Annotated in this window: 22 protein-coding genes; 3 read left to right on the forward strand and 19 right to left on the reverse strand. The window is 64.0% G+C overall.

What is annotated here, in order from left to right; translation table 11 throughout:
- Nucleotides 1-411: 411 nt before the first annotated feature.
- From ABEA23_RS02220 to ABEA23_RS02295, 16 genes are all read right to left on the reverse strand, one after another.
- The gene (locus tag ABEA23_RS02220) at nt 412-2,928 is read right to left on the reverse strand and encodes an ATP-dependent Clp protease ATP-binding subunit (protein WP_345476455.1); all 2,517 of its coding nucleotides are present in this window, start codon (nt 2,926-2,928) and stop codon (nt 412-414) included.
- A 204-nt stretch (nt 2,929-3,132) separates the two neighbouring features.
- Nucleotides 3,133-3,435, reverse strand: coding sequence for a histone-like nucleoid-structuring protein Lsr2 (locus ABEA23_RS02225; protein ID WP_044493714.1), 303 nt, complete (start codon nt 3,433-3,435; stop codon nt 3,133-3,135).
- A 168-nt stretch (nt 3,436-3,603) separates the two neighbouring features.
- Nucleotides 3,604-3,771 carry a hypothetical protein gene (locus ABEA23_RS02230; protein WP_345476456.1) on the reverse strand — a complete coding sequence of 56 codons (168 nt, stop codon included), beginning with the start codon at nt 3,769-3,771 and terminating at the stop codon, nt 3,604-3,606.
- A gap of 3 nt (nt 3,772-3,774) precedes the next feature.
- Nucleotides 3,775-5,319 carry a lysine--tRNA ligase gene (gene lysS / locus ABEA23_RS02235; protein WP_345476457.1) on the reverse strand — a complete coding sequence of 515 codons (1,545 nt, stop codon included), beginning with the start codon at nt 5,317-5,319 and terminating at the stop codon, nt 3,775-3,777.
- Nucleotides 5,320-5,352: 33 nt separating this feature from the next.
- Entirely contained in the window at nt 5,353-7,368 is a 2,016-nt protein-coding gene (locus ABEA23_RS02240) for a M13 family metallopeptidase (RefSeq protein WP_345476458.1), read from the reverse strand.
- Nucleotides 7,369-7,477: 109 nt separating this feature from the next.
- Nucleotides 7,478-8,398 (reverse strand): pantoate--beta-alanine ligase, encoded by a 921-nt coding sequence (gene panC, locus ABEA23_RS02245; RefSeq protein WP_345476459.1) that lies wholly within the window; start codon nt 8,396-8,398, stop codon nt 7,478-7,480.
- A gap of 80 nt (nt 8,399-8,478) precedes the next feature.
- Nucleotides 8,479-9,396, reverse strand: coding sequence for a Rossmann-like and DUF2520 domain-containing protein (locus ABEA23_RS02250; protein ID WP_345476460.1), 918 nt, complete (start codon nt 9,394-9,396; stop codon nt 8,479-8,481).
- Nucleotides 9,397-9,427: 31 nt separating this feature from the next.
- The gene (locus ABEA23_RS02255; protein WP_345476461.1) at nt 9,428-11,218 is read right to left on the reverse strand and encodes a PH domain-containing protein; all 1,791 of its coding nucleotides are present in this window, start codon (nt 11,216-11,218) and stop codon (nt 9,428-9,430) included.
- Nucleotides 11,218-11,730, reverse strand: coding sequence for a PH domain-containing protein (locus ABEA23_RS02260; protein WP_345476462.1), 513 nt, complete (start codon nt 11,728-11,730; stop codon nt 11,218-11,220). Before ABEA23_RS02260 ends, ABEA23_RS02255 begins: the two co-directional genes overlap by 1 nt.
- On the reverse strand, nt 11,720-12,277 hold the full coding sequence (locus ABEA23_RS02265) for a DUF3180 domain-containing protein (protein WP_049897398.1): 558 nt from the start codon (nt 12,275-12,277) through the stop codon (nt 11,720-11,722). Before ABEA23_RS02265 ends, ABEA23_RS02260 begins: the two co-directional genes overlap by 11 nt.
- Complete coding sequence (folK, locus tag ABEA23_RS02270; RefSeq protein ID WP_345476463.1) at nt 12,274-13,308, reverse strand: 2-amino-4-hydroxy-6-hydroxymethyldihydropteridine diphosphokinase; 1,035 nt, start codon at nt 13,306-13,308, stop codon at nt 12,274-12,276. Before folK ends, ABEA23_RS02265 begins: the two co-directional genes overlap by 4 nt.
- 188 nt (nt 13,309-13,496) lie before the next feature.
- The gene (gene folP, locus ABEA23_RS02275) at nt 13,497-14,411 is read right to left on the reverse strand and encodes a dihydropteroate synthase (protein ID WP_345476464.1); all 915 of its coding nucleotides are present in this window, start codon (nt 14,409-14,411) and stop codon (nt 13,497-13,499) included.
- A 266-nt stretch (nt 14,412-14,677) separates the two neighbouring features.
- Nucleotides 14,678-15,247, reverse strand: a complete 570-nt coding sequence (folE, locus tag ABEA23_RS02280) for a GTP cyclohydrolase I FolE (protein WP_044495777.1) — start codon at nt 15,245-15,247, stop codon at nt 14,678-14,680.
- Nucleotides 15,240-17,240: an ATP-dependent zinc metalloprotease FtsH gene (ftsH, locus tag ABEA23_RS02285; RefSeq protein ID WP_345476465.1), complete on the reverse strand. Its 2,001-nt coding sequence runs from the start codon at nt 17,238-17,240 to the stop codon at nt 15,240-15,242. Before ftsH ends, folE begins: the two co-directional genes overlap by 8 nt.
- Nucleotides 17,241-17,388: 148 nt before the next feature.
- Nucleotides 17,389-18,789: a 2-hydroxycarboxylate transporter family protein gene (locus ABEA23_RS02290; protein WP_345476466.1), complete on the reverse strand. Its 1,401-nt coding sequence runs from the start codon at nt 18,787-18,789 to the stop codon at nt 17,389-17,391.
- Between the two features lie 131 nt (nt 18,790-18,920).
- Entirely contained in the window at nt 18,921-19,814 is an 894-nt protein-coding gene (locus ABEA23_RS02295) for an ArgP/LysG family DNA-binding transcriptional regulator (RefSeq protein WP_345476467.1), read from the reverse strand.
- Nucleotides 19,815-19,908: 94 nt separating this feature from the next.
- On the opposite strand from ABEA23_RS02295, the gene ABEA23_RS02300 reads away from it, so the two are divergent.
- The gene (locus ABEA23_RS02300; protein ID WP_345476468.1) at nt 19,909-20,628 is read left to right on the forward strand and encodes a LysE/ArgO family amino acid transporter; all 720 of its coding nucleotides are present in this window, start codon (nt 19,909-19,911) and stop codon (nt 20,626-20,628) included.
- Nucleotides 20,629-20,724: 96 nt separating this feature from the next.
- Here the strand turns inward: ABEA23_RS02300 and ABEA23_RS02305 are convergent, their stop codons facing one another.
- Together ABEA23_RS02305 and ABEA23_RS02310 are read right to left on the reverse strand one after the other, a co-directional pair.
- A complete protein-coding gene (locus ABEA23_RS02305; protein WP_345476469.1) occupies nt 20,725-22,398 on the reverse strand; it encodes a phytoene desaturase family protein in 1,674 nt (557 codons plus the stop codon).
- A gap of 17 nt (nt 22,399-22,415) precedes the next feature.
- On the reverse strand, nt 22,416-23,684 hold the full coding sequence (locus ABEA23_RS02310; RefSeq protein ID WP_345476470.1) for a hypothetical protein: 1,269 nt from the start codon (nt 23,682-23,684) through the stop codon (nt 22,416-22,418).
- Between the two features lie 92 nt (nt 23,685-23,776).
- Here ABEA23_RS02310 and ABEA23_RS02315 point away from each other — a divergent pair, with 92 nt between their 5' ends.
- Together ABEA23_RS02315 and ABEA23_RS02320 are read left to right on the forward strand one after the other, a co-directional pair.
- Nucleotides 23,777-24,319 (forward strand): SRPBCC family protein, encoded by a 543-nt coding sequence (locus ABEA23_RS02315; protein ID WP_345476471.1) that lies wholly within the window; start codon nt 23,777-23,779, stop codon nt 24,317-24,319.
- A gap of 263 nt (nt 24,320-24,582) precedes the next feature.
- Nucleotides 24,583-25,407: a CGNR zinc finger domain-containing protein gene (locus tag ABEA23_RS02320; protein WP_345476472.1), complete on the forward strand. Its 825-nt coding sequence runs from the start codon at nt 24,583-24,585 to the stop codon at nt 25,405-25,407.
- Nucleotides 25,408-25,473: 66 nt separating this feature from the next.
- On the opposite strand, the gene ABEA23_RS02325 is transcribed toward ABEA23_RS02320, so the two are convergent.
- Nucleotides 25,474-25,893 carry a hypothetical protein gene (locus ABEA23_RS02325; protein ID WP_345476473.1) on the reverse strand — a complete coding sequence of 140 codons (420 nt, stop codon included), beginning with the start codon at nt 25,891-25,893 and terminating at the stop codon, nt 25,474-25,476.
- Between the last annotated feature and the right edge of the window lie 39 nt (nt 25,894-25,932).

The following is a 25,932-nucleotide window of genomic DNA, read 5'->3' on the forward strand; positions in this document are numbered from 1 at the left end:
TGACTTCCCCATTGGGAGTCCCCCCTGTGCAAAAAGTCGGTCCCGATCTGGGCGTAAATCGCCCAACAGGTCCGACGCTAGCCAGTGGAATCAGCTATTCACAAGGCTTCGTCATGCTTTTTACAGGCCCCATCTTTCCGGCTCGCGAATTTTATTACTAGTTACTTTTACCGGGTATAGGTCCGCAACTCATACCTGGTATTCGCGCAAAATCCCTAGTCAGGCGGATCAGCGATTACTAGGTCTCGTGTGATGCAATTACTTGGTCCCAGTAGTGGTCCCCTGAGCGGGTACTTTTTTCTGTGACACTTCATGACGACCCTCAACCTGCGCCGTAGCTGAACAGGGAAACAAAAAGGAAGCCGATGCCCTCACGGACATCGGCTTCCTTTGTGACGCTATTGCTGCAGGTCAGCTCTCGATAGCAGCCGGCTCCTCAGCAGCCTCGATCTGCTCCACCGGCATCTTCCAGTCGAAGGTCAGCTCACGAGACGCACCCTCGCCCTGAACCCCGATGGTGATCTCCGCGCCATGGGGGATCTCGCCGTAGAGAATCCGCTCGGAGAGCTGGTCCTCAATCAGGCTCTGAATGGTCCTGCGCAGCGGGCGGGCCCCCATTGACGGGTCATAGCCCTTCTCCGCAAGGAACTCACGTGCCGCGGTAGAGACCTCCATAGTCATGGCCTGCTCCGCCAGACGCTTGCGCAGCCGATCCACGAACAGGTCCACGATCTTGACGATCTCCTGCTGCTCCAGCTGCGGGAAGACAATAGTGTCATCCACACGGTTGAGGAACTCGGGCCGGAAGTGCTGGCGCAGCTCCTGGTTGACCTTGCCCTTCATCCGCTCATAGTTGGTGGTGGTGTCCTCAGAGCTGGTGAAGCCGGTCATCACACCCTTGGAGATATCCCGGGTGCCCAGGTTGGTGGTCATGATGATCACGGTGTTCTTGAAGTCCACTACGCGACCCTGCGAGTCGGTCAGGCGACCGTCTTCCAGGATCTGCAGCAGCGAGTTGAACAGGTCCGCGTGAGCCTTCTCCACCTCGTCAAAGAGAACCACGGAGAACGGACGACGCCGCACCTTCTCAGTGAGCTGTCCACCCTCCTCATAACCCACATAGCCTGGAGGCGCACCGAAGAGCCGGGAGACTGTGTGCTTCTCCTGGTACTCGGACATATCCAGAGTGATCATGGCTTCTTCATCGCCGAAGAGGAACTCAGCCAGCGCCTTGGCCAGCTCGGTCTTACCCACGCCGGTGGGGCCAGCGAAGATGAATGAGCCGGAGGGCCGATTCGGGTCCTTCAGGCCGGCACGGGTGCGGCGGATGGCGCGGGAGAGACTCTTCACGGCCTCGTCCTGGCCGATGACCCGCTTATGCAGCTCCTCTTCCATCCGGCGCAACCGGTCAGACTCCTGCTCAGTGAGCTTGAAGACCGGGATACCGGTGGAGAATGCGAGGACCTCGGCGATCAGATCAGCATCAACCTCAGCGATCTCATCATCCTTGGAACGCTCCCAGGCTTCCTTCTTATCAGCCTGCTCCTGGACAAGCTTCTGCTCCTTGTCACGAAGCGCAGCAGCACCCTCGAAGTCCTGGGCGTCAATGGCGGCTTCCTTCTCCCGCCGGACATCCTCGATCTTCGCGTCGTACTCCTTGAGCTCCGGCGGCGCAGTCATCTTCTGGATCCGCAGCCGGGCACCTGCCTCGTCGATCAAGTCGATGGCCTTATCCGGCAGGAACCGGTCATTGACGTACCGGTTAGCCAGATTCGCAGCTGCCTCAAGCGCGTCCTCAGTGATGGAGACCTTGTGGTGGGCCTCGTAGCGGTCACGCAGGCCCCGCAGAATCTGCACTGTGGTCTCCACCGAAGGCTCTGCCACCTGGATCGGCTGGAACCGGCGCTCCAAGGCAGCGTCCTTCTCGATGTGCTTGCGGTACTCGTCAAGGGTAGTGGCACCGATGGTCTGCAGCTCACCGCGGGCCAGCATGGGCTTGAGAATATTGGCAGCATCGATGGCACCCTCGGCGGCACCTGCGCCCACCAGGGTGTGAATCTCATCGATGAACAGGATGATGTCCCCGCGGGTGCGGATCTCCTTGAGCACCTTCTTCAGACGCTCCTCGAAGTCACCGCGGTAACGGGAACCTGCCACCAAGGACCCCAGGTCCAGGGTGTAGAGCTGCTTGTCCTTCAGGATCTCCGGGACATCGCCGTTGACGATGGCCTGAGCCAAGCCCTCCACCACAGCAGTCTTACCCACACCGGGTTCACCGATGAGCACCGGGTTGTTCTTAGTACGGCGGGAGAGCACCTGCATGACGCGCTCACGCTCGTAGTCGCGGCCCACCACCGGGTCCAGCTGTGCCTCACGGGCTGCTGCGGTGAGGTTGCGGCCGAACTGGTCCAGTACGACTGAACCGGCAGGGGTTCCCTCGGATCCCCCGCCCTGGCCCACACCAGCTCCGGCCTTCTCCTGCTGTCCACCGGAGTAACCGGAGAGCAGCTGGATAACCTGCTGGCGGACCTTGTTGAGGTCTGCGTTCATCTCTACCAGCACCTGCGCTGCCACGCCCTCACCCTCACGGATCAGGCCTAGCAGGATGTGCTCGGTGCCAATGTAGTTGTGGCCCAGCTGAAGCGCCTCACGCAGAGACAGCTCCAGGACCTTCTTGGCGCGCGGGGTGAAGGGGATGTGGCCCGACGGCGCGTTCTGGCCGGGGCCGATCTTCTCCTGCACCTTCTCGCGCACACCACCGAGCGAGATGTCGAGGGACTCCAGCGCTTTGGCGGCCACGCCCTCGCCCTCGTGAATGAGGCCGAGCAGGATGTGCTCGGTGCCGATGTAGTTGTGGTTGAGCATGCGGGCCTCTTCTTGGGCCAGCACGACGACGCGACGTGCGCGATCTGTGAATCTCTCGAACATTGCCAACTGACACTCCCTAAGCAGTATTGCTCCAGGGTTCAAGGCTACGGGTCAGCGGCGGGACTGCCACGCCTGTTCGCCACAGGGAAAAGTACGACGACGCCCATCCCGGGCACCTTGTGCCGATACACGCAAAGAGGGCGGGACCCGATCAGCTCGGTCCCCGCCCTCTGGCAGTAAATCTTAGGAAGACTGACTCGACTGTCAGCGCTTCTTGGCGTTGCGGTATGCCTCAACGATGTCGCGGTGCAGTCGTCCACGCTTGGCCACCTGGTGGCCATTGGCAATGGCCCACTCGCGGATCTGCTTGGCTTCATTCTGCGGCGACGGCGGGGCGATCGGGCGTCCCTTGCGGACGTACTTCTTCAGCGCCTCACGCAGTTCCTTGGCGTTCTCTTCAGAGAGATCAATCTGATAGAAACGGGAGTCAAGGCCGAAGGTCACGGTCTCTTTTGCCGGCGAACCGTCAAGATCGTCAACCAAGACCTCTTCAATTTTTTTTGCCATTTACAGCACCTCACTGCTTTAAGTCACGCGATGAGGCGCTCCTGAATGGGGACCTCATAGTCGCGCTGAAATCACATTGCGCCATAAAAAAGCGCGAGCACAACGGTGGTAGTCTGCCAGGAATTAGTAATTCCCGTCAAGCCAGAAAATCTTCAGGAAAAATCCAGCTTACTTTGAGCCCGACTCATATTTCCGTGCTACTTCTTCCCTGACTTTTGCCTCCATGGCACGCTCGCTCCGGTCGGCACGGAATATCGAGCGAATCGCCAGCCAGAACACCAGCCCTACACCAATTGAGGGTGCCAGGACCTCGAAGTACATCCAGAAATTGTCCATTGTTTAGTCCCCTGACTGAGCCTCTGGCTTGAGCAGTGGGAAGAGAATTGTCTCCCGGATTCCAGTCCCTGTGAACAGCATCACCAAACGGTCAATACCTAGGCCAATACCGCCCATTGGCGGAGCACCGTATTCAAGGGCACGAAGGAAATCTTCATCCACCTGCATAGCCTCGTCATCACCTGCAGCAGCCTTGCGGGACTGCTCCACCAGCCGCTCACGCTGGATCACCGGGTCGATGAGCTCGGAGAAGGCCGTACCGGTCTCCATGCCGGCAATGATCAGGTCCCATGCTTCAATCACGCCGGGCTTCTCACGGTGTGCACGAGCCAGCGGCTGAGCGATCGGCGGGTAGTCGCAGACGAAGGTCGGCTGCAGCAGCTGCGGCTCCACGATCTCGCCGAAGAGCTCCATCACCAGCTTCTGCGCACCCCAGGCTGGGTCAATGGAGACCTCATGCTCAGCAGCGATCGCGCGCAGGATCTCAGCGTCGGTGTCCGGGGTGATCTCCTGACCCACTGCCTCGGAGAGGCCGGGGTAGACGCTGAGCCACTTCCATTCGCCGTCGAGATCCACCACACCCTTATCGGTCTGGATCTGGCGACCCACTCCGGCGGCGTCGGCCGCATTGCGGATCATCTCCTGCATCCGCTCGGCCATGACGTACATATCGGCCCATGCCTCATAGGACTCCAGCATGGTGAATTCCGGTGAGTGCGTGGAGTCCACGCCCTCATTGCGGAAGACCCGGCCGATTTCATAGACCCGGTCGATCCCACCGACCACGGCCCGCTTGAGGTAGAGCTCAGTGGCGATGCGCAGGGTCATGTCCTGGTCAAAAGCGTTCAGGTGGGTCTCGAAGGGCCGCGCCTGGGCACCACCGTGGATCAGCTGCAGAATAGGGGTCTCCACCTCCACGTACTGATGTGAGTGCAGGGTGTCACGGATGGAGCGAGTAATAGCCGCGCGCTGGTACACCATCTGGCGTGCTTCATCACGGACGATCAGATCCGCATAGCGCTGCCGGACACGGGTCTCTTCATTGAGGTCTGCGTGCAGCACTGGCAGTGGGCGGATGGCCTTAGAGGCCAGCGCAGAGGTGGTGGCCATGACGCTGAGCTCACCGCGGCGAGAGGCAATGACCTCTCCGGTGACGCTGACGTGGTCGCCTAAGTCCACCAGGGACTTCCATTCCACCAGCGCATCCTCGCCCACCTCGGCCAATGACAGCATGACCTGCAGGCGCACGCCGTCGCCGTTGCTGCCGCCCTCCTGGAGGGTGGCGAAGCAGAGCTTTCCGGTATTGCGGATGAACATCACACGTCCGGTCACCGAGACGGTCTCCCCGGTGGACTCACCTGCTTCTACCTTGCCGTCGAAGCGCTCGCGAACCTCGGCCAGCGAGGCGCTGCGCGGAACGGTCACCGGGTAGGCGGCACGTCCTTGCTGCAGCAGCCGGGCACGCTTATCCATGCGCACCGCACGCTGGTCATTGGTATCGATCTGGGCGGCATCGGTCTGGGGCTGCGCGGAATTCTGGTCACTCACTCCGCCATTCTACGCGGCGTAGTAGAACATGCCCTACCAGATAGTCACCCGTTCCTGCGGAGGAAGATACATGCCATCGCCCTCTGTGGTGCCGAAGGCTTCATGGAAGGCCTCCACATTCTTCACCGGCTGGGTCGCGCGGAACTCTGCGGGGCTGTGCGGGTCAATGCTCAGCAGCGTCAGCGCACGTTCGGGCCGGATGATCTGCCGCCAGCCCTGAGCCCAGGCGTAGAAGAAGCGCTGATCCCCGGTGAGGCCTTCTGCGGCGTCGTCGTCCTCGGTATCCGGACCGGCCACCTCAGCGATGCTGATGTCCTGATTCTTCGCCGCCAGCCAGAGCTTATAGGCCTGGTGGGCAATACCGATGCCGCCGAGATCGCCGATGTTCTCCCCCAGGGTCAGCTCACCGTTGACTGTGTGCTCATCGCCAAGCACGGTGGGGCTGAGCTGATTGAACTGGCCCTCCAGCTTCGCAGTGCGCTCCTCGAATGCCGCGCGGTCCTCATCTGTCCACCAGTTGGTCAGTGAACCGTCGGCACCGTAGCGGGAGCCCTGGTCATCAAAGCCATGGCCGATCTCATGTCCGATCACTGCGCCGATGGCCCCGAAGTTCTGCGCCATATCCCGTTCCACGCTGAAGAACGGCAGCTGCAGGATGGCCGCTGGGAAACAGATGACGTTCTCCAGCGGGTGATAGTAGGCGTTGACCGTCTGCGGAGTCATATGCCATTCCTCCGGGTCCGGGCCATCGTCGATCTTGCGCACATCGCGCTCCCATGCGGCCTCAGTTGCCCGAGCCACATTGCCGACGACGTCATCAGCGCTGACCTCCACGGCGGAATAATCGATCCAGCGCGCCGGGTGACCTACCAGTGGCCGGAAGGACTCCAGCTTCTCCAGCGCCTTGGCGCGGGTGGCCTCCCCCATCCATTCCAGCCGGGAGATGGAACGCCGGTAAGCCTCGATCAGCGCAGCGATCAGCTCATCCATCGCCTGCTTAGCCTCTGCAGGGTAGTGGCGGGCCACATAGATCTGGGCCACGTCCTCGCCCAGATGTGCGTTGGTCAGCGCCACGCCGCGCTTCCAACGTTCCTTGAGCTCCGGGGTGCCGTTGAGCGTGCGGGAGTAGAAGTCAAAATGCTCGTTGACCAGCTCGGTGTGCAGCAGCGGGGCAACAGCACGCAGCAGCTGCACGCGCAGCCAGTGCTTCCAGGACTCCAGAGGCTCCTCGGTCAGGGCCTGCTGGAAGCCGGGCAGCGCATCGGGCTGGCCGATGACAATCTCAGCAGCCTGGGATTCGGTGAGCCCCCAGCCGTTGATCGCCTCCTCCAGCAGCGGCATAAGCTCCAGGGCCTGCGCGCGGGTCTTCAGGTTGTAGCGCTTCTGAGCATCGCGGGTGGTGACCCGGTCCCAGTGATGGGAGGCCAGTCGCTTCTCCAGGGCGACGACGGCGGCAGCCGCCTCCTGGGCATCCTCACGTCCTCCCAGGGTGAGCAGACGGACCAGGTGTTCCTGGTATTTCGTCAGTGTCTCCGCGTGGGTGTCTTCGCGGTAGTAGGCCTCATCGGGCAGACCGAGGCCGTCCTGGAAGATATGCCAGAGCATGCGCTCGGGGTTGCCGGCGTCGCGCACGGCGCCTGCGGCCAGCAGGCCGTCAATTCCGCGGCGCTGCCATGCCGCGGAGAGGCGCATCAGCTCGGCGGCTGAACTGACCGCCTCGATCTGGTCCAGTTGGTCCTGAATGGGAGCGAGTGCGAGCTCTTCGACCCGCTCGGCGTCCATGAACGCGGCGTAGAAGGTGCCGATGCGCTGGGCAATAGCGTCGTCGTCATCTGCTGCAGCGGAGCTGCCCGCAGTTTCTGCGGCGTCTTCCAGGATGGCCCGCACATCGGCTTCGGCCTTATCCCGCAGCTGCAGGAAGGACCCGTAGGCATCCAGATCTGCAGGGATTTCCGCAGTTTTCAGCCACTGACCGTTGACGTGGAGGTTCAGGTCATCCTGTGGGCGGACGGACTCATCGATATGGGGGAAAGACGCAGCAGTGCTCATGGCACACCAATCTACCGCCGCGCGGGTAACGCGGGCGTTTCCTGCGTCACATTCGGCTGAGCGTGGAGGCCGCCCGGCAGCCACAGCGCACGTCTTGCGGCGGAAGTGGTCAGCGCGCGGTGTCTGAGGCTGCGGAGGCGGGTGTCAGCACCATATTGTCGATCAGCCGCACCGGTCCCACCCGCGCGGCGATCATCGCCAGAGCCTCCTGCTGCAGGGGGCCATCCTCAGGCGGCAGCTCCTGCAGGGTGGCGGGGTCCACGACCACCAGATAATCCAGGTCCACGCCATAGGCCTCGTTGAGCACTGCGACGGCGTCGTCGAGCCCCAGCGGGTCCCCGTTCTCCACGTTCTGCCTCAACCCGAACAGTGACTGCGGGATGGCCAGGGCGGCCTCATAATCCTCGACGGAGAGCCGCTGATTGCGGCTGGAGAGGGCCAGGCCGTTCTCATCACGGACTATCGGCAGAGAGCGCACCGTCACCGGCAGGTTCAGGTCCTGGACCATGCGAGTGATGATGGCCAGTTGTTCGGCGTCTTTCTGGCCGAACCAGGCGTGCAGTTTCGCCGGCGACGGCGGCGCCATGATGTTGAAGAGTTTGGCGACCACGGTGACCACGCCGTCGAAGTGCCCGGGGCGGGAGGCTCCCTCCCAGAGGCGACCCATCTCTCCTGCGGTGAGGCTGACCTGCGGGGTCTCCGGGAAGCCGGGGTACATCTCCTCCAGCGTGGGCGCGAACACCAGATCCACGCCCTGTTCTCCCAGCAGCTGCAGATCAGCATCCAGGCTGCGCGGATAGTGCTGATAGTCGGTCTCGTCGTCGAACTGCAAGGGGTTGACGAAGATACTGGCGATGACGATATCTGCCTGTTCACGGGCGGCGGCCACTAGTGCTCCATGTCCGCTGTGCAATGCACCCATGGTGGGCACCATTCCCACAGTGGGACGGAGAGTGGAGTGGCGGCGAACGAACTCGGCCAGAGCGGCGCGGAAGTCCTGGACCGTGGTGAAGACCTGCGGTTTTCTCACCCGGACAGTGTAGTCACGCTTGGGGCCGCGATTTGACCGTTGGGAGGTGGCTTTGCGCACACCGCGGCAGCCCTAGAAGATCAGGGCAGGACATCCAATAATGCAGCAGCGGTATCCTCACTGATCAGGCCGCGATCCAGGGCACGCTGGGTGGCGGCACGTGCCATGGCCGAATAGGCCGCACGTAGATCAGCGGGCAACTGCGGATCAGCAAGAAGCTCAAGATGATGCTGCACAGTGCCGATATCGCCCCTGGCCACCGGACCCGTCAGCGCACTCTCACCAGAGGCCAGCGCGTTATCCAGCGACGCGCGCATCAATGGCCCCAGCACCCGTTCAGGCTGATCCACGCCGATCCCGGTCAGCAGCTGACTGGCCTGGGCAGAGAGGATATTCAGATGATTTGAAGCATGCGCCAGCGCTGCGTGATAGAGGCCGCGATCCTCCTCAGCGATCACCACCGGCTCCCCGCCCATCTCGACCGCGAGCGCCTGCGCCACTGGAAGGACCGTCTCATCCGCGGTCACCCCGAAAGCACAGGCAGAAAGCCGATCCAGGTCCAAACTCATGCCGGTGAACGTCATGGCCGGGTGGATGGCCAAAGTGATGGCGCCGGCCTGCTCGGCCGGGGTCAATACCCCCACCCCATAGCGGCCGGAGGTGTGAATGATCAGCTGCCCGGGCTGAAAATGTCCTGCCTCGGCCAGACCGCTCACCAGCGGCGGCAGCGCATCATCAGGCACCGCCAGCAGGACCAGTTCCGCCCGACGCAGGATCTCCGGAATCTCTAACACCGGAGCCTCCGGCAGCAGACTCTCGGCACGGTCACGGGAAGCCTCGGAGACCGCATGCACGCCCACCAGCTGGTGACCGGCATTGCGCAGCGCCGCCCCGAGGACGGCGCCGACTCGCCCTGCGGAGATCACGCCGACGCCCAGCCGGCCATCGCGCTGGGCCGGAGGAAGTTCAGCGGCATAGGGGTCGATGGGGTTGCTCACAGCGGACCAGCCTACCCAGCGTTGACGGTGTTCAGCTCAACGGGGCGCGGGCGTCGTCGTTGTGCTCCTCTTTGACCTGCTCCACCATCTTCTCGAACTCGCGCAGCTCCTCGGGAAGCATCCACTGGTTCCGGTCGGTCATGCGGCGGGCGACGGCGGCCTGGCCGGCCTCCAGCTCGAAGAGGTCCTTCGCCGCTTGCAGGTCCTGGTTCTTGATGCGCGCCTGGAAGGGGCCTGAGGGCAGGTGCAGCTGCAAGGTGGCGATCCGGGACATCCGGGCAAAAGGCCCCTGGTGCAGCGATGAGGACTGAATTCGCTCGTGCGGGACCATGGTCAGGCGGCGAGAGAGCCGACCGTCACGGATCATCAGGGCAGCGGGTGTGGCGAAGAATCCACGACGACGGCGCACCACCGGGTCGAAGATCCTAGCCCGGGCGGGAACTTCGGTGAAGCCGCGCTGGACTCCGGTGCCGGTGAGACCCTCGATGAACATCTCTTCCGGATTGGGGATCTGCAAATCAGGGAACATCTCCGCAGCCATGGTCATAACGTCCTCGCGCCGGCCTACCGGCAGCAGCGTGCTGCGGCTGTCCAGTCCGTAGCCGGCCACCGTCACCACCACCTTGAACCAGCCGAAGGGACGCCACAGCATGGGCTGCTGAATCTGGATGGCCTGCACGCGCCCCGGCGGGACCGTCTGCGTATTGGTCTCCAAGAGCCCGTATTTCAAGCGCAGACCGGCCCCGGTCATGGTGGCAGTGAAGCGGAAGCCGGAGGAGAACTCGTTGTAATAGCTGAAGACCGCGGCAATGACCAGCGGCAGCACCACGGGGATACTGATTCCACCCATGACCTCATCGAAGCTGTTCTCTGAGAACAGGGCCACGCCTAGCGCGATACCACCAAGGATGAGACCCCACACTGTCAGCAGCACCAGGAAGATGATGGTGCCCGCACCTACCAGAACGGAACCGATCAGCCGGCCCACCGGGACCTGGGCGATCACGCGATCCTGCACGCCGGGACGCACCGGAGCCGCCGCAGGGGCGACGACGGCGCGGTCGGCACTATCCGCCGCGGGATCCCCTGAGCCGCCTGGTCCACTGGGGGCGGTGGCGTCGGCATCTCTAGCATCAACTGCTGAATACGGGTCCGCGGAATGGCCGGCGGCGGTTTCTGCATCTGAGGCGGAGCTGCGACCAGCGGCGCGGTCCATGATCTCAGTGCGGAGTTCCTCGGCTTGGTCCTTCTTCAGGAAGGCCAGCGTGGCAGCGGTACCGTCGCCTTCGGCAACTTCGAAGCGCAGCTCCGCCAAACGGGTGATGCGGGCCAGCAGCGGCTGGCGCAGGTCAACGGCCTGAACCCGGTCGATGCGAGCCTGGCGGTGCTGCCGAACGAAGATCCCGGACTTGACCATCACATGCTCATCGGTGACCTGGTAGCGGGTGAACCACCAGGAGAGCACATAACCGCCGAAGACCAGCACCACCAGCAGCATGAAGACTCCAGCGCCGATGAGATAGGGCGTGGGATTCTGTTCCAGCCCTGCGGTGAGCTCACCAGAGCGCCAAGCCTGCCAGATATCAGCCCAGAGCTCCCAGTTGTAGCCGAAGATAATCGCCGGGATGCCGACGATGGTCAGCCAGCCGCGCACAAACGGGCTCAGCGGATGGACTTTGGTCCAAGACTCATCGAACCATTTCTCCGCGGGAGGCTCTACCGGTTCTGCTGGCTGGGCCGGCGCGGCTCCCTCTGCGGCGGGCTGCTGCCCCGGCTCGGGGGCTGGGTGCTGAACGCGGGCGTCGTCGTCGGCTTCCCTCATCAGAGTCCAGCCAATCGCGCCTGACCGCGGGCGGAGAGCTCATCGCGCAGCCGCGCACCCTCGGAACGGACAGCACCGGGAATAGTGGCATCGGTGGAGGCTGAGGCGGTCTTCAGCTGCACCTGGCACAACCCGAAGCGGCGCATCAGCGGACCTGCCTCAATGTCCACGTACTGCAGGCGACCATAAGGAACCGCCACCACCTGCTGCCACAGCAGGCCCTTGCGGATCAGCAGATCGTCCTCGCGCTCGTGGTAGCCGATGGCGCGCACCTGGCGTGGGATCAGGGCAAGATCCACTACGGCCCACAGCACCAAAGCACTGATCCCAGGGATCTGCACCCACAGCGGCGGGGACCACCAGACATTGACCCAGCCCAGCGTCATCGGCACGCCGATCACTACGAAGATGAAGAACCAGGTGAGGATCCCGGTGATAAATCGCACGGTGATGTACTTCTCATCCACCCGGGTCCACTCCACGCCTACCGGATCGATCGCCTCAGAGCGCATATCCCTCATTTCCATCAGTGGTCGTCTCGCCGTCCTGCGGCGGGGCAGCATTATCTGGTGGGATCCGACACAGGGTCTCCACCACAAAACCAATAATCACCCAGATCAGACCGCCGATCATCATCACTAAGGATGAAGTGACATTGGGGGTTCCGGCACCCGCTGCCGGTGCCAGGTGCAGCAACACTCCGCCGTGCCAGCCTGCGATCAGCGCCCCCGCGTAGGCGCAGGCCTGGCCCGCGGCCACCACCCGTGCTGCCTGCAGCGGGTGCAGTCTGCGCGCAGGTGCCGAATACGACGGCGGCTGCCCGGCCCGGGAACGACGCCGGGATTCATCGGCGGCCTTGAGCAAACGGCGCTGATCCCACCAGACCAGGATCCCCAGCGCCAGCACGATCAGGCCCACACCGACCAGGGTGACCGCTGAGGACATCGGCAGCACTGGCGAGCCGTGCCCGGCAGAGATCATGCCCACTGTGGCGAGATACCCCAGCAGCGCAGCACCTGCGCTGATGATCAGCAGCCATACCGGGTGGAGGCGACTCACTCGGGGGTCACTCCCGTGACATCAGAGGCGGGGTCAACACCAGGTGAGGCCGCGTCGTCGTCTGGGCTGCCCAGCTCGGGCTCCTCCAGGCGACACACGTCTTGGAAATCCGGGGCTTCTGTTGCCAGTTCACGGACTGGACGTCCGCCCAGCAGCGCCACCGGGTCCATCCATGACCAGGGCAGCAGCACGAAGGCCCGCTCTGCCGCGGAGGGGTGCGGAACCTGCAGCCGTGGTGAGTCGATGACCGCACCGGCGTAGGTGACAATATCCACATCCAGGGTGCGCGGGCCCCAGCGCTCTTCGCGCACTCGGTTATGCTCGGCCTCGATCTGCTGAGCCAGGTCCAGCAGTGCATGCGGGGAGAGCCGCGTTTCGATCTCGACCACCTGGTTGAGGTAATCGCGCTGATTCTCCGGACCGCCAACCGGTTTAGTCTGCGCCACCGGGGAGGCGTTGACCACGACGACATCCTCGTGCGCCTCCAGCGACTGCACTGCTGAGGTCAGCGTGGCTCGCGAATCACCGAGGTTAGAACCCAGCGCCAGCACCGAGCGAACTGCGAACTGGGCGGGCAGCTCGGGGTCGCGCAGGTGCTCGGCGTCGTCGACCACGATCCGCGGCATACTGCCGGTGCCCACCGTTTCCACGGTGCGCTCAAGGTCATCGCGAGTCCGGTGGATTGTGACTGAGACGTCGTCGAAGCTCTGCGTCATCGGTGCTTGGGGTTTGTGCACCGTGATCTGGGCGTGCTGGATGCGCGCATCGAAGAACAGCACCGAGCGGGCAATGGTCTCGGCAATGGCCTCAATGAGGTCAAAGCGCTCGCGGCTGACGATCTCTTCGATCAGGTCAGCAATATCGGCATAGGAGATCGTGTCGGCTAACTCGTCGCTGCGGCCGGGGGCGCGCAGATCAACGCCCAGCTCCGCGTCCACGGTGAAAGGCTGCGGGTTCTCCTTCTCGAAGTCGAAGACACCATGGGTCCCACTGATATGAAGGCCGGTGAGACGAATCAGGTCGCTGCCCATCGTGCACTCACTTTCTTACTGCCGCTTGAGATCCGTGCCTTAGCTGGTGCTTCTTCCAGGCTACGCCACCGGTACTGGCCGAGGGTGGAGATGACGGCAGAAACTCAGTGCCAACTGGGGGCAGCGTTGCCGGTATCGGCGCTGCCGGGGCCGCGGAGCGAGTGACCCCGTCGGCACGATGTGGCACATCAGCCCCAGCCGCGGTCCACATAGTCGACGGCCGCGCTGCCATCGGGGTCCGGGATGGGTGTCCAGGCATAGCCAGAACCCAGATGGGAAGCCAGGCGCACGGCGTCGTCGCTGGCCTGCACATTATGCACCCGTACCGCCCAGCATCCGAGGCTGGCGGCATGGGCGCTGAGGATTGCAGTGACCGTATCGCGGCCTGCCGGGGGGCGCGGGGTGCCTTGCGCGTCTGCCAGCAGCGCCCCCAGGAAGCCCTTGCGGCTGACACCCAGCAGAACTCTGTGCCCGCTGCTGATGAATTCTCCCAGCTGGGCCGCGGTGAGCTGCCAGTTCTGCTCCGGGGTCTTGGCGAACCCGATGCCAGGATCCAGGATGATCCGGTCGCGCTGGACTCCGGCGTCTAAGTACAGCTGGCGAATCTGCTTCAGCTCCTGCCGGACCTCACCCAGCAGGTCCTGGTAGTCGCTGCGCTGCTGCATGGTCTGGGAGTCACCGCGATTGTGGGTGATCACCACCTCGCAGCCGAACTCGGCGACGACGGCGGGCATCTGCGGATCAGTGAGCAGCCCGGAGACGTCGTTGATGATCAGCTCCGGGGCGCGACTGTCGGCAAGCTCCAGGGCTGCGCGGGCGGTGGCCGGGTGCCTGGTATCGAGGGAGAGCCGCACATCCAGCTCCAACAGCTGCTCCAGCACCGGCAGGATCCGCTGCTGTTCGGTCTGCGGGTCCACAGGTTCGGCACCGGGGCGGGTGGATTCCCCACCGATGTCGAGGATATCGGCGCCTTCGCTGATCAACTGCTGGGCATGAGCCAGCGCCGCGGGGGCGTCGTCGTACTGTCCTCCGTCGGAGAAGGAGTCCGGGGTGATGTTGAGGATCCCCATGATGAGGGTCCGGGGCGTCCGGTGTGCGGTCATCTGCGGTTCCTCCTGGGGTTCTGGCGCTACTGCCGAAGGTCATTGCCGGTTTTACCCGAGCCTATGCGTTTTACCGGCCCGTATACGGGTAGGTAAAACCGATAAGCCCGGGTAAAACCGTGGGGCGACGACGCCGGGGCGGGCAGCACCGGCCGAGCGCCACCGTCGGCGCTCCGGGCGCATGTGCAGCGGGGCGGCCTCGCGGCTAGGGCCAGCGCCGTCGGCGGGCACCACCGCCCGGGTATCACCGCCCGGACACCAGGCGCCTAGCTATGCAGGATCAGGCTCATCGCCTCGGAGCGGGTGGCGGCGTTGCGCAGTGCACCGCGCACTGCGGAGGTGATGGTCTTGGCTCCCGGCTTGGCAACCCCGCGCATGGACATGCACAGGTGCTCAGCTTCGATCACCACAATCGCGCCCTGCGGCTCCAGGTGCTCCATCAGGGCATCCACCACCTGGGTGGTCAGCTGCTCCTGGACCTGGGGGCGCTTGGCGAAGATATCCACCAGCCGCGCCAGCTTGGAAAGTCCGGTGACCTTGCCCTCCGCCGCCGGGATATAGCCGATATGAGCGTTGCCGTAGAACGGCACCAGATGGTGCTCGCACATGGAGTAGAAGGGCACATCGCGGACCAGCACCAGCTCCTGGTGGCCGATATCAAAGGTAGTGCCCAGCAGTTCGGCCGGATCCTGGCGCAGTCCCTTGAACGCTTCCTCGTAGGCGCGGGCCACCCGGGCCGGAGTTTCCTTCAGGCCATCGCGCTCGGGGTCCTCCCCTACGGCAAGCAGAATCTCGCGGACCGCAGCTTCGATGCGCGGCAGATCAACTTCACTCACCGGCGGGCTCCTGCCCTGCCTCGGCCGATCCGCCTGTCTGGCCGAGCGGGGCAGTGGAAGATTCAGCCTCGGCGCCGGCGGTGTCCTTGACCAGTTCACCGTTGACCACAATGGGCCGCTCCGGACTGGACTCCCAGACATTGCGCTTCGGACGCTTCTTCACGTCCTTGAAGATCTCGGCGACTTCCTTAGCGCCGAGGGTCTCCACCCGCAGCAGTTCCTCGGCCAGCCGGTCCAGCACGTGACGGTTCTCGGTAAGCGCCCAGTAGGCCTCGTCGTGGGCTTCATCAATGATGGAGCGCACCTCGGAGTCGACGACGGCGGCCAGCTGCTCCGAATATTCCTTACCGGTGGCCATCTCGCGGCCCAGGAAGGGGCTGCTGTCGCCGGAGCCCAGCTTCACGGAACCGACCTTGGCGCTCATGCCGTATTCGGTGACCATGCGGCGGGCAGTGTCGGTGGCCTTCTGGATGTCATTTGCAGCGCCGGTGGAGGGGTCGTGGAAGACGATCTCCTCAGCGACCCGCCCGCCCATGGCATAGGCGACGGTATCCAGCAGCTCGTTGCGGGTGGTGGAGTATTTATCGTCCTCGGGCACCACCATGGTGTAGCCCAGCGCACGACCACGCGGCAGGATGGTGATCTTGGTGACCGGGGCGGAGTAGTTCAGCGCAGCCGCCACCAGCGCGTGTCCACCCTCGTGGTACGCGGTGACCCGACGCTCGTGGTCCTTCATCAAGCGGGTGCGCTTCTGCGGCCCGGCCATCACGCGGTCGATAGCCTCGTCAATGGCCCGGTCATCGATGAGGTCGGCATTGGAGCGGGCGGTCAGCAGCGCAGCTTCGTTGAGCACATTGGCCAAGTCCGCGCCGGTGAAGCCGGGGGTCTTGCGCGCCACGGATTCCAGATCCACATCCGGCACCATGGGCTTGCCCTTGGAATGCACGGCCAGGATAGCTTTGCGTCCGGCGAAGTCCGGGGCCTCCACGGGGATCTGCCGGTCAAAGCGGCCTGGACGCAGCAGTGCCGGGTCCAGCACATCGGGCCGGTTGGTGGCGGCGATGACGATGATGTTGGTATTGGCGTCGAAGCCGTCCATCTCCACCAGCAGCTGGTTCAGGGTCTGCTCGCGCTCATCGTTGCCACCGCCCACGCCGGCACCGCGCTGGCGGCCCACGGCGTCGATCTCATCAACGAAGATGATGGCCGGGGAGTTCTCCTTGGCCTGCTTGAACAGGTCACGGACACGGGAGGCACCCACGCCCACGAACATCTCCACAAAATCCGAGCCGGAGATGGAGTAGAAGGATCCGCCGGCCTCGCCTGCCACGGCCTTGGCCAGCAGGGTCTTACCGGTGCCGGGCGGGCCGTAGAGCAGCACACCCTTGGGGATCTTCGCGCCCAGTCGCTGGAACTTCTCGGGTTCGGAGAGGAACTCTTTGATCTCGTGGAGCTCCTCCACGGCTTCCTCAGCACCGGCGACATCGGCGAAGGTCACCTGAGGCATGTCCTTGTCGAACATCTTGGCCTTGGACTTGCCGAATTGCATGACCCGGGAGTTCCCACCGGACATCCGGGTGATCAGCCAGATGAACAGCAGTGCGATCAGCAGGAACGGGATCATGAAGCCGAGCATGGACAGCAGCCAGTTCGACTGCTCGGGCTGATCGGTATAACCCTCTAAGTCCGCATCGGCCACTGCCTGGGCGACGGTCTCAGCACGCGCGGTGGAGAAGTGGAAGTTGACGGCCTCGCCGTACTCCTGGCCGTCCTGCTCGAAGGGCTCGTTGAGGGTCAGGTCCACCCGCGAGTCGCCGTCGTCGATCCGCGCTTCTTTGACCTTGTCCTCGGCCAGCAGCTCCATACCCACATTGGTGTCCACACGCTGGCCTGAGCCGGAGGAGGTGAACAGCAGCGGCACGACGACGAGCAGCGCCACCACTGCCAGCAGAATCCAGAACAGCGGTCCGGTGAAGATCTTCTTGAAGTTCATGCAGCTCCGTCACGTGCGAGATGTCGACTAAGGGATACCGTACCCGGGGGCCGACGACGACGGCGACACGGCCGGATGCACTTTCGCGCCCGGCGCAAGTAAGCACCGGGCGCGAAATGCTCGCAGCTGCCCCGCCTGCGGGAGACGCTCAGTTCAGCACTGGGATCAGCAGGCTGACCAGCAGCAGCACCAGGGCGCCGCCGATGCGTGAGGAGACCTGCAGGAACGGCATCAGTTCCAGGCGGTTAGCCGCGGAGACCACCGCGACGTCGCCGGTTCCGCCCATATCTGTCATGCCCATTCCCACGGCGATGGAGGTTTCGACGTAGTACATCTTCACCAGCCAGCCCAGGGCACCGGAGACCACCACGGCGACGACGACGGCCAGCAGCACCAGCACCGGGTAGCGCCAGTCGGAGAGCAGCGCGCCGAGTTCATCGAACTCGAAGAAGGTGATGGAGATGCCCACCAGCAGCGCCGGGGTCAGAGTGCCGGAGACGAAGCCGAACCAGGTGGAGACTGCGTCCTCGAAGGACTCCGGCAGCAGACCGAAGATCTTGATGGCTGCGGCCAGCAGGATGGTCCAGGCGTAGGCATGCAGACCCGGGACGAAGTTGGCGATCAGGCTTCCGGCCAGGAACAGCACGGCGGCCACGGTCAGGCCGATGATCAGCACATTGAAGGTGCCGCCGGTGGGCTTGGGCTTGCCGCTGAAGTCCTCGACCTTGCCCGCCACGCGCACGATCTGGCCGTTGCCGTTGAAGCCCACGAAGAACTGCTGACCCTTATAGGTGATGCCGTTGAAGATGCCGGCGCAGAAGATGGTCAGCACATTGGCGATGATCACCGCCGGAATCAGCGTGGCCACATAGGAGGAGGCCTCGCCGCCCATCTGGGATTCGTAGATCTGGGACATCGGCACAATGCCAGCACCGACGCCGCCACCCATAATGGGGGCTGCGACGAACAGCACGGATTCGCGCAGACCATAACCCAGGGCGGCACCGATCAGCCCCAGTGTGATGAAGACGACGGCGATGGTGCCCAGCAGCGGAACCGCGATGCGTGCCCCGGCCTTCAGCAGCAGTGCCCGCGGCATGCCGAGGATGGATCCGGCAATGAGGCTGGCCACGTAGAAGTCGATGAAGCCGATATCGGAGCCGTTGGTGAAGATCTCCATGTTCTCCGCTAGCGCGGTGGGGAACAGCCCGAAGTGCAGCAGGATGGCCGGGGTCAGGATGCACAGCACAGTGGGCAGACCGTAGTTGCGCAGCACTGGTACGCGCCCGCCGATCCAGTTCAGCAGTGCACCCACCAGGATGACGACGGCGAATCCGGCCAGCATGGCGTTGGGCAGTACGCCCAGGGCCGCGCAGGCGATGACCACAGCGAAGAGGATCGCGAACCAGCCGATGGGCAGGCCCATGATGCGGGTCCAGGATTCGGGCTGGCTGAACTCGGCGGTGGTGTCCGCTGCCTTGCTGGTGCCTGCTGCACCAGTGGTCTCTGCGGCAGGCGTCGTTGCCTGCGTCTGGGAGTGAGAGCTCACGGGTCTCCTAGTGCGAAAAGTGCTGATGTGATGCGCACCCTGTTGCACACATCACGCTGAGTGACCCGCATTACGGTAGTTGATACTTTATAAAATGCAAACTGAGACTCTGATCACCCGGGCGGGTAGCGTCACGTCATTCGGGCGGCAGCCCGGCGCACCACGTCGTTGAGCCGATCCATAGCCGGCGTCGTCGTAGACCAGTGCTGCCAATGCAGCTCCACATCATCGGGCTGAATCTCCGCGATGATCTCCAGGTCCCGATGAGTTCCCTCCTTCACCCCGGCTGGGAGCATCGATTCCGGGATCATCCCCCACCCCAGGCCGTATCCGACGGCGGCGTTATAGGCCTGCACCGAGGGCACCAGGTGCGTGATGGCCGGGGTGGTCACTCCAAGGGCCGCCAGCGCGGTGCGCTGAGTGGAGTCGCGGATGCTGTAGTCGATCTGCGGCACGCTCGCCCAGCGCACCGCACCGCCCTCGTCGCGGTGGCGGTCCAGCAACTCCCGCGAAGCCACCGGCCAGTAGCGGATAGTGCCCAGCGGCTCAGCGCGGCACCCGGAAACCGGTGTGGGGTGTTCGGTGACAGCAGCGGTGACCGTGCCGTTTCGCAGCAGCTCATGGGTGTGCTCCTGGTCCTCAGCATGCAGGTGCAGCTCGACGTCGTCCCAGGTGGCAGCCTCTTGGAGCACCCGCAGGAACCAGCTGGCCAGCGAATCGGCATTCACGGCCACCGAGAGCGTGGTGGTGGGGCTGTAGTTACGCGATGATCCGCGGAAACCCAGGCTGCGCCGGGCCTCATCCTCTAGCAAGACGGTCTGCCGGGCAATGCCCAGCAGCTTCTGCCCCGACTCCGTGGGCGTCACGGGGATCGTGCGGGTCAGCAGCACTTGTCCGATTTCCTTCTCCAGCGCTTTGATGCGCTGTGAAAACGCTGAGCCGGAAATGCGCAGAAGATCAGCGGCGGCCTCGAAGGTCCCTTCATCTACCGCCAGCACGAAAGCACGCAGGTGGTCAGTGTTCACGCTCCCCAGACTACGCCGATATCTGAAGGATGTCTTCAGCTACTGAAGAATCTTGAGCTGGAACGGATGCCCCCGGTTCCACAGAATGGTGCTTATGCTGACCGTTCTGCTCACCGGATTCCTGACCACCATGGCCCTGGTGGTGGCCATCGGCCCGCAGAGCGCGTTCCTGCTGCGCCAGGGTCTGCGCCGCGACCGGGTGCTGCTGGCCATCGCCTGCTGCCTGGCCGGAGATCTGCTGCTGATTGCGCTGGGCACCGCGGGTGTGGGCGTGATTCTGGATCACGCGCCCTGGCTGTTGGAGGTGCTGCGCTGGTTCGGCGTGGTCTACCTGCTCTGGTTTGCCGCACGTTCGTTCCGCTCCGCCTGGGAGCACCGGCGCGGCATGCGCGCCAACTTCGACGGCGAATCCTCCACCCCGGTGACCGAAACCCTGCAGGTGGTGATGACCTCCAGCGACAGCCCCGAGCCCGGTCACGGCGGCACCGCCCTGGCCCAGCAAGTACAGGTCACCAAAGTCTCCAAAATCTCCACCGTGGCCACCACCGCGCTGACCTTGAGCATTTTGAACCCCCATGCCTGGGTGGACTGCCTGGTACTCCTGGGCACTATGGCCAACAGCTTCGGGGAGATGAAGTGGATCTTCGCCGCAGGCGCCATAGTCGCCTGTGTGGTGTGGCATGCCCTGGTGGGCGGTGGCGGATCCGCACTGGCCTCACTGCTGAACAAGCCACGCACCTGGGTGGTGATCGATGCCGCCGTCGGCTTCATCATGCTTGGCGTGGCAACACTGCTGGCACTCAACGGCCTCTAAAGGTCAGCTGACACCGGGTTCAGCTGACACCGGGTTCAGCTGACACCGGTTGAGCCGACACCGGGTTGAGTCGATATCAACCGGCTGACCTCGGGCTCAGCTGAAATCTCGCAGCACCGTATGCGCCGCGTTCCAGCCGGCCATCCCGTGTGCTCCGCCCCCGGGCGGGGTCGAAGCTGAGCCCAGGTACACGCCGTCGACCCCTGTGGTGTAGGGCTTCAGCGGCCGAGCCGGACGCGAGAACGTCTGCAGCACCGTAGGCAGCCCCCCGCTGATGGTGCCACCCACCAGATTCCGGTTCCAGGACTGCAGATCCGCCGGGCCCCATACCTTGCGCTGCAGGATGGCCTGCTGAAAATCGGGAGCCTGCCGAGCGATCTCCGCCTCCATCAGCCGCACAGCACGCTCGGTGCCGGCAGCATCAAGACCATAAGGCACGTGCGCATACGCCCACGCCACGGTGCGGTGATCCGGGGTGCGAGTGGAATCTGCGGCAGCGGGCTGCGTCACCAGCACATAGGGCCTGCTGGGCAGCACTCCGCGCGCCACGGCAGCCTCACTGGCGGCAATCTGACCGGCAGATCCCCCCAGATGCACGGTACCTGCCTCGGCAAGTTCTGGGGCGGCCCAAGGAATGGGGCCATCCACCAAGTAGTCCACCTTCACAATGCCGGGCCCATAATCCCAGCGGTTCATCGCCCGCTGGACTGCCCCGGGCAGCCTCAGACCCTCCAAGGCCAGCAGCTGCTGTGGAGAAAGATCCAACACGACGACGTCGGCGGGCTCCTCCGCGGTGCGGTGCCGATCCCGCTTGCCTTCGGCCACCCGCGTACCGCTGATCAGCCAGCCCCGATGCCGGGCCCTTCGCCGGCCCCGCTGCCGACCGGCCGAGGTTCCGTGCAGCCCTTCCACCCGGAAACCCGTCTGCACCGTGCCGCCATGTTCCTGCAGCACCTTCAGCAGGGCATCAACAATGCGCTGGGAGCCGCCTTCCATCACTGGCCAGCCACTGGCGTGGGCGGCTGCACCGAGCACCACCCCGAAGACCGAGGTCATCGGTCTGCTCAGCGGTGCGGTGGAATGGGCGGCAAGGCCCGCAAAGAGCGCCTGCGCCCTGCCGGTGTTGAAGAATCTGCTGGTCACCGGAGCAGGCAGTCCCCCGCGGGTGCCCAGCTGCAGCAGCGCTGAGGTCCTCGCCAGCAAGGATTCAGCCTGTGCCTCGGCGTCCATCCCGGTGCCGGTTCCCCACTCAGCACCGGCTCCGATCCCCACACCGGGTTCGGCAGCTATCCCGCGCAGCGAATAAGGTCGGCTCGGCGGGGTGAAGGCGGCTCTGCGCACCGCCTCCCAGTTCTCGGCCACCGGCTGCAGCAGCGCCTTCCAACGGCGGCCATCGGCCCCCAGCCCTGCCGCGGTCTCCTCCAGGGAACGGTGCAGCAGAACCGGTGGGCCGTCGTCGTACCCGTGTGCTGCGGGAATCTGCGGGTGTTTCCACTGCAGCCCGGGCGCTTCATCAACGCCAGCAGCGGGGTTCGGGTCGCCGGCCTCAGCCAGGAGCTGCTGGTACGCCGGCGAGGCCAGGTTCAGCGGATGCACGCTGGCGCCCAGATCGCTGATGAGCCCGCTGCCGAAGATCTCAGCCGAGCGCAGCGCCCCACCGGCAGCCTCGGCCGCCTCATAGACCACCACTTCCCAGCCGGCCTGGGCCAGCACGCATGCTGCCACCAGCCCATTGGGTCCTGATCCGACGACGGCGGCGCGCATGCTCATCTGCTCATCCTTCTCTTTCAGGTGCTTTGGTGGGCGTGTATTTGACGTACTCGTTCCACAACGGCGGCGATGTTTCGGATAAAGACGATCAGCCAGGAGAACAGGATCGCGGCGGCGATCAGCTCCAGGGAGGTCAGGTTGTAATAGCCCACCGGCATCCACAGCGCGAACGCGAAGACCAGCCCGAAGGCGGCCAGATAGCTCAGCAGGTAGAAGGTGCTGGGAAAGCCGGGCAGCCAATACGGGATGCCCAGCAGCAGGAACAGGAAGAAGAGCCCGAACAGCGCGGTGACCAGCACATGACCATCGTGATGCAGGCTGATGGGGATAAGCCCGACGCCGGCTAAGGACAGTCCCATACCGATCATCGCCACCCGCACCACCATGATCCGTGGGGTGCGCCAGTGTCCGCGCACCGCATTGGAGATCCGGGTGCCCAGCGGGAGCTTCCCGCTGTCGCGGCGGTGCTTCTCGGCACGTTCGGCCAACCGCTGCTTGACGGTGCTGCGGGCGTTCTCCGCCCAGATCTCCAAGTCCCGGGTGATGAACGCTGTCAGGGTGGTGATGATGATTCCCGAGACGATCAGTGTGGTGTTGAAGGTCCAGAAGCTGGTCAGACCGGCCTGGCCGGTGCCCAATTCGGAGAACATCACATGCCACCAGAACGGGTTCTCGGCGAAGATCATGGACACCAGCACGCCAGAGCCCATGAAGATCGCCAGAATGGTGGAAAGCGTGAAGGCGTTGATCCGCGCTCCAGAGTTAAAGCTGAAGTACGCGGCCACGCCGCCGACGATGGCCAGTAGGACCGATCCGGCCAGGTGGTCCACGCGCAGCCCGATGAAGGCCTCTTGGAATACTCGGAACAGCCCCAGGGCGACCATCACGGCAATGGATGAATGCACCACCAGCAGTGCGATGGTGTCCACAAGTTGGCGCAGCCGCGGCCGCTGGCCCAGCCAGATATTGGCCATCCGGGCGTTGAGCGAATAGCCCAGCAGAAATGCCAGACCGGCGGTGACACCACCGACAATAGAGGCGTAGAACTGGATGGACTCGTCGCCCGCCAACGGTGGCCGCTGTCCGGGGAAGGCGACCAGGCCGGCACCGAGGCCGATGAGCGCGCCTACTATTGCACTCCAGATCGCGCGGGACTCAATGAGCACCTGCAGCCTGGCTTGGACCTCTACCTGAGCCGGCGTCGTCGTGCTGGGATGGGCGGCTTCCTCCACAGCAGCCAGTGCTGCCAGCCTGCGGGCTCTGCCGTGGGTGCCGAAGGAAGTCACGGCACCACATGTATCAGATCAGCGCCCAGGCGCAACTTAGGTGCCGGTGCGAGCCCTGTTGGAGGAGCGGCCGCGGTCATAGAGTAGGAGCTATGAGTCCTGTGCCGCAGCGGCCTGTCCCAACCGGTGAGGAACCCGGAGCATCCACCCCGGAACAACCCGAGGAGGTCCCCGCCGGCAAGCATGTGCGCAGCTACCGCATCACGATTCAGGCACCTGCTGCCGAACTCTATGCGCTGGTGGCTGATCCGCACCGGCATCACGAATTTGATGGCTCCGAGACGGTGCGTCCGCGTGCCGTGGGTCCGCACCGGTTAGAGCAGGGCAGCCGCTTCAGCGTCCATATGAAGAAATATGGCGTACCGTACCGGCTGCCGCTCCGGGTCACCAAAGCCGTGTCCCCAGCCCCTGGGCGCACCGGGGTTCTGGAGTGGCGCCAGCCCACCGGTCACCGCTGGCGCTGGGAGTTCACTGCCGACGACGACGCCGGCTCGCCTCGGACTGTGGTGACCGAGTCCTATGACGCAAGTAGCCAGAACCGGCTGGTGCGCACTCTGCTCGGAGCAGCTGGCATTCCTGCAGAGAACGCCCGAAGTATCCGAGCATCCTTGCAGCGCCTGCGGCAGAGCTTCTAGCACGCCACTATTCCTGCGGCCGTCGTTCGACGCCCTCAAACTCTTGACTTCTCAGGACCAACTCATAATGTGAGAACTGGTGGTTTGATCGTCGAGTTGGGCATATCCCCTTGTCAGAGCGTTCCACCGCTAGACTGTGTTGGAGGTTTCTGTCACCGCGGGCCGTTCATCTCTGCGGTGCTGCGGGGACCTTTCGTTGCACCGCCCCCGTCCGCGCTGCCGTTACCAGCGGTCAAGACGCACCATATTGGCAGGAGAACTGCATGTTCAACGCAGAAGTGAATCGCGCCCTGACGGCCGCCGCTGAACTCATCAATACTGGTGAGGGGCTCAAGAGCGCCAAGCACACCCCTGACACCCTGCACAGCGTCGAGGGACTGAAGGCCTATGTGGCGTCCCAGGATCCCGAGCTTGAGTGGACCACTGCTGATGCCAGCCGCAAGCAGGTGGAGAAAGTCCGTCACTTGCGCGAACAGCTCCGGAAGATCTGGACCGCAGCACCAATCACCGATGAGCAGCCGGTAGAACTCATCAATGAGCTGCTGAAGGGTGTGGGGACCAAGCTTGTTGCCACCGATGGTGATTCCTCCGGACTGTGCTTTCAACAGCGTCCGGTGCCCTTGTCAGACCACACGGCAGATGTCATGACCGCCACAGTGGCAGCTGCTCTGACGCATCTGGTGGTGGAGCAGGAAACTGGTCGCTTGCGCATCTGCAAAGGCGATGACTGCGAGGCCGCGATCGTGGACCTCACCCGGAACCGGTCCAAGCTCTTCTGCGATTTTGGCAACTGCGCCAACCGGGCCCACGTGCGTGCCTACCGAGCCCGGCAGGCAGCCCGGCGCGGTGAGGAGTCAGCAGCACCGGTGCACACTGAGGAGCTGGCGGCGGCAGCTGCTGAGCAGAGCCAGGGCAGCGGCCGAAAGCTGGTCAAGCCCTCCGCGGCGGAGAAGGCCGAGTCCATCAACAGGCCGACCTCTGCCAGTGCGATTGCGGCCAAAGAGTTCCGTGACCGTATGCGCGAGGAACTGATGGAAAAGCGTGGGAAGAAACAGAAGAAGGCGAAGAAGAAGGCCAGCAAGGGCTGACGCTGCCGCGGGTCCGGGTCCTGCGGGATTCTGCGTACGGGCCCAGCTAGGTTGCGGGGAAGGGAGCTACTCGCCGGAGTCAGCGTCTCGACCGTAACGGGGCTCTTCACCCGAGCGGCGCGCTTCCTCCTGCTGCTGCCGGCGCCGCTTCTCACGGCGCTCGGCGACCTGCTGGCGGTAGACCTCCTCAGAGTTGCGGTTAACGCCCGCGCCCTCAGAAAGGTGTTTGGGGTTCTCCCGGGCCGCCAGCTGCAGCATCGAGACGATCAGCAACGAGGCAATAAATGCGATGCCGAAGGCCAGCAGCGCGAGGTTGACCGGGCTGGCGGTGCCACCTGCTGCGTGGTCAACTCGAGGATTATCTGATCCGCCGGAGGACGCGATAAGGGTCACGAATCCCGCCACTGCGGCGAGGATGAAGGAGAAGATCAGCGGGGCCTTCACGGTCTCCAGCAGGGAGCGGCGCCGCTTGGGGTCTTCAGTCACTTCAGTGGGTCCTTTACGCGATGCGTGGATCAGATGCCC

It is taken from the genome of Nesterenkonia rhizosphaerae (assembly GCF_039544555.1).
GTDB classification, from domain to species: Bacteria; Actinomycetota; Actinomycetes; order Actinomycetales; family Micrococcaceae; genus Nesterenkonia; species Nesterenkonia rhizosphaerae.

Excerpts from the sequence above, each read along its gene's own strand:
- ABEA23_RS02305 (WP_345476469.1), bottom strand. The coding sequence starts at position 22,398 with ATGAGCATGCGCGCCGCCGTCGTCGGATCAGGACCCAATGGGCTGGTG.
- ftsH (WP_345476465.1), bottom strand. The coding sequence starts at position 17,240 with ATGAACTTCAAGAAGATCTTCACCGGACCGCTGTTCTGGATTCTGCTG.
- ABEA23_RS02255 (WP_345476461.1), bottom strand. The coding sequence starts at position 11,218 with ATGAGGGAAGCCGACGACGACGCCCGCGTTCAGCACCCAGCCCCCGAG.
- ABEA23_RS02240 (WP_345476458.1), bottom strand. The coding sequence starts at position 7,368 with ATGAGCACTGCTGCGTCTTTCCCCCATATCGATGAGTCCGTCCGCCCA.
- ABEA23_RS02315 (WP_345476471.1), top strand. The coding sequence starts at position 23,777 with ATGAGTCCTGTGCCGCAGCGGCCTGTCCCAACCGGTGAGGAACCCGGA.
- folK (WP_345476463.1), bottom strand. The coding sequence starts at position 13,308 with ATGGGCAGCGACCTGATTCGTCTCACCGGCCTTCATATCAGTGGGACC.
- ABEA23_RS02220 (WP_345476455.1), bottom strand. The coding sequence starts at position 2,928 with ATGTTCGAGAGATTCACAGATCGCGCACGTCGCGTCGTCGTGCTGGCC.
- ABEA23_RS02320 (WP_345476472.1), top strand. The coding sequence starts at position 24,583 with ATGTTCAACGCAGAAGTGAATCGCGCCCTGACGGCCGCCGCTGAACTC.
- ABEA23_RS02225 (WP_044493714.1), bottom strand. The coding sequence starts at position 3,435 with ATGGCAAAAAAAATTGAAGAGGTCTTGGTTGACGATCTTGACGGTTCG.
- ABEA23_RS02300 (WP_345476468.1), top strand. The coding sequence starts at position 19,909 with ATGCTGACCGTTCTGCTCACCGGATTCCTGACCACCATGGCCCTGGTG.
- ABEA23_RS02260 (WP_345476462.1), bottom strand. The coding sequence starts at position 11,730 with ATGCGCTCTGAGGCGATCGATCCGGTAGGCGTGGAGTGGACCCGGGTG.
- folP (WP_345476464.1), bottom strand. The coding sequence starts at position 14,411 with ATGACCGCACACCGGACGCCCCGGACCCTCATCATGGGGATCCTCAAC.
- ABEA23_RS02230 (WP_345476456.1), bottom strand. The coding sequence starts at position 3,771 with ATGGACAATTTCTGGATGTACTTCGAGGTCCTGGCACCCTCAATTGGT.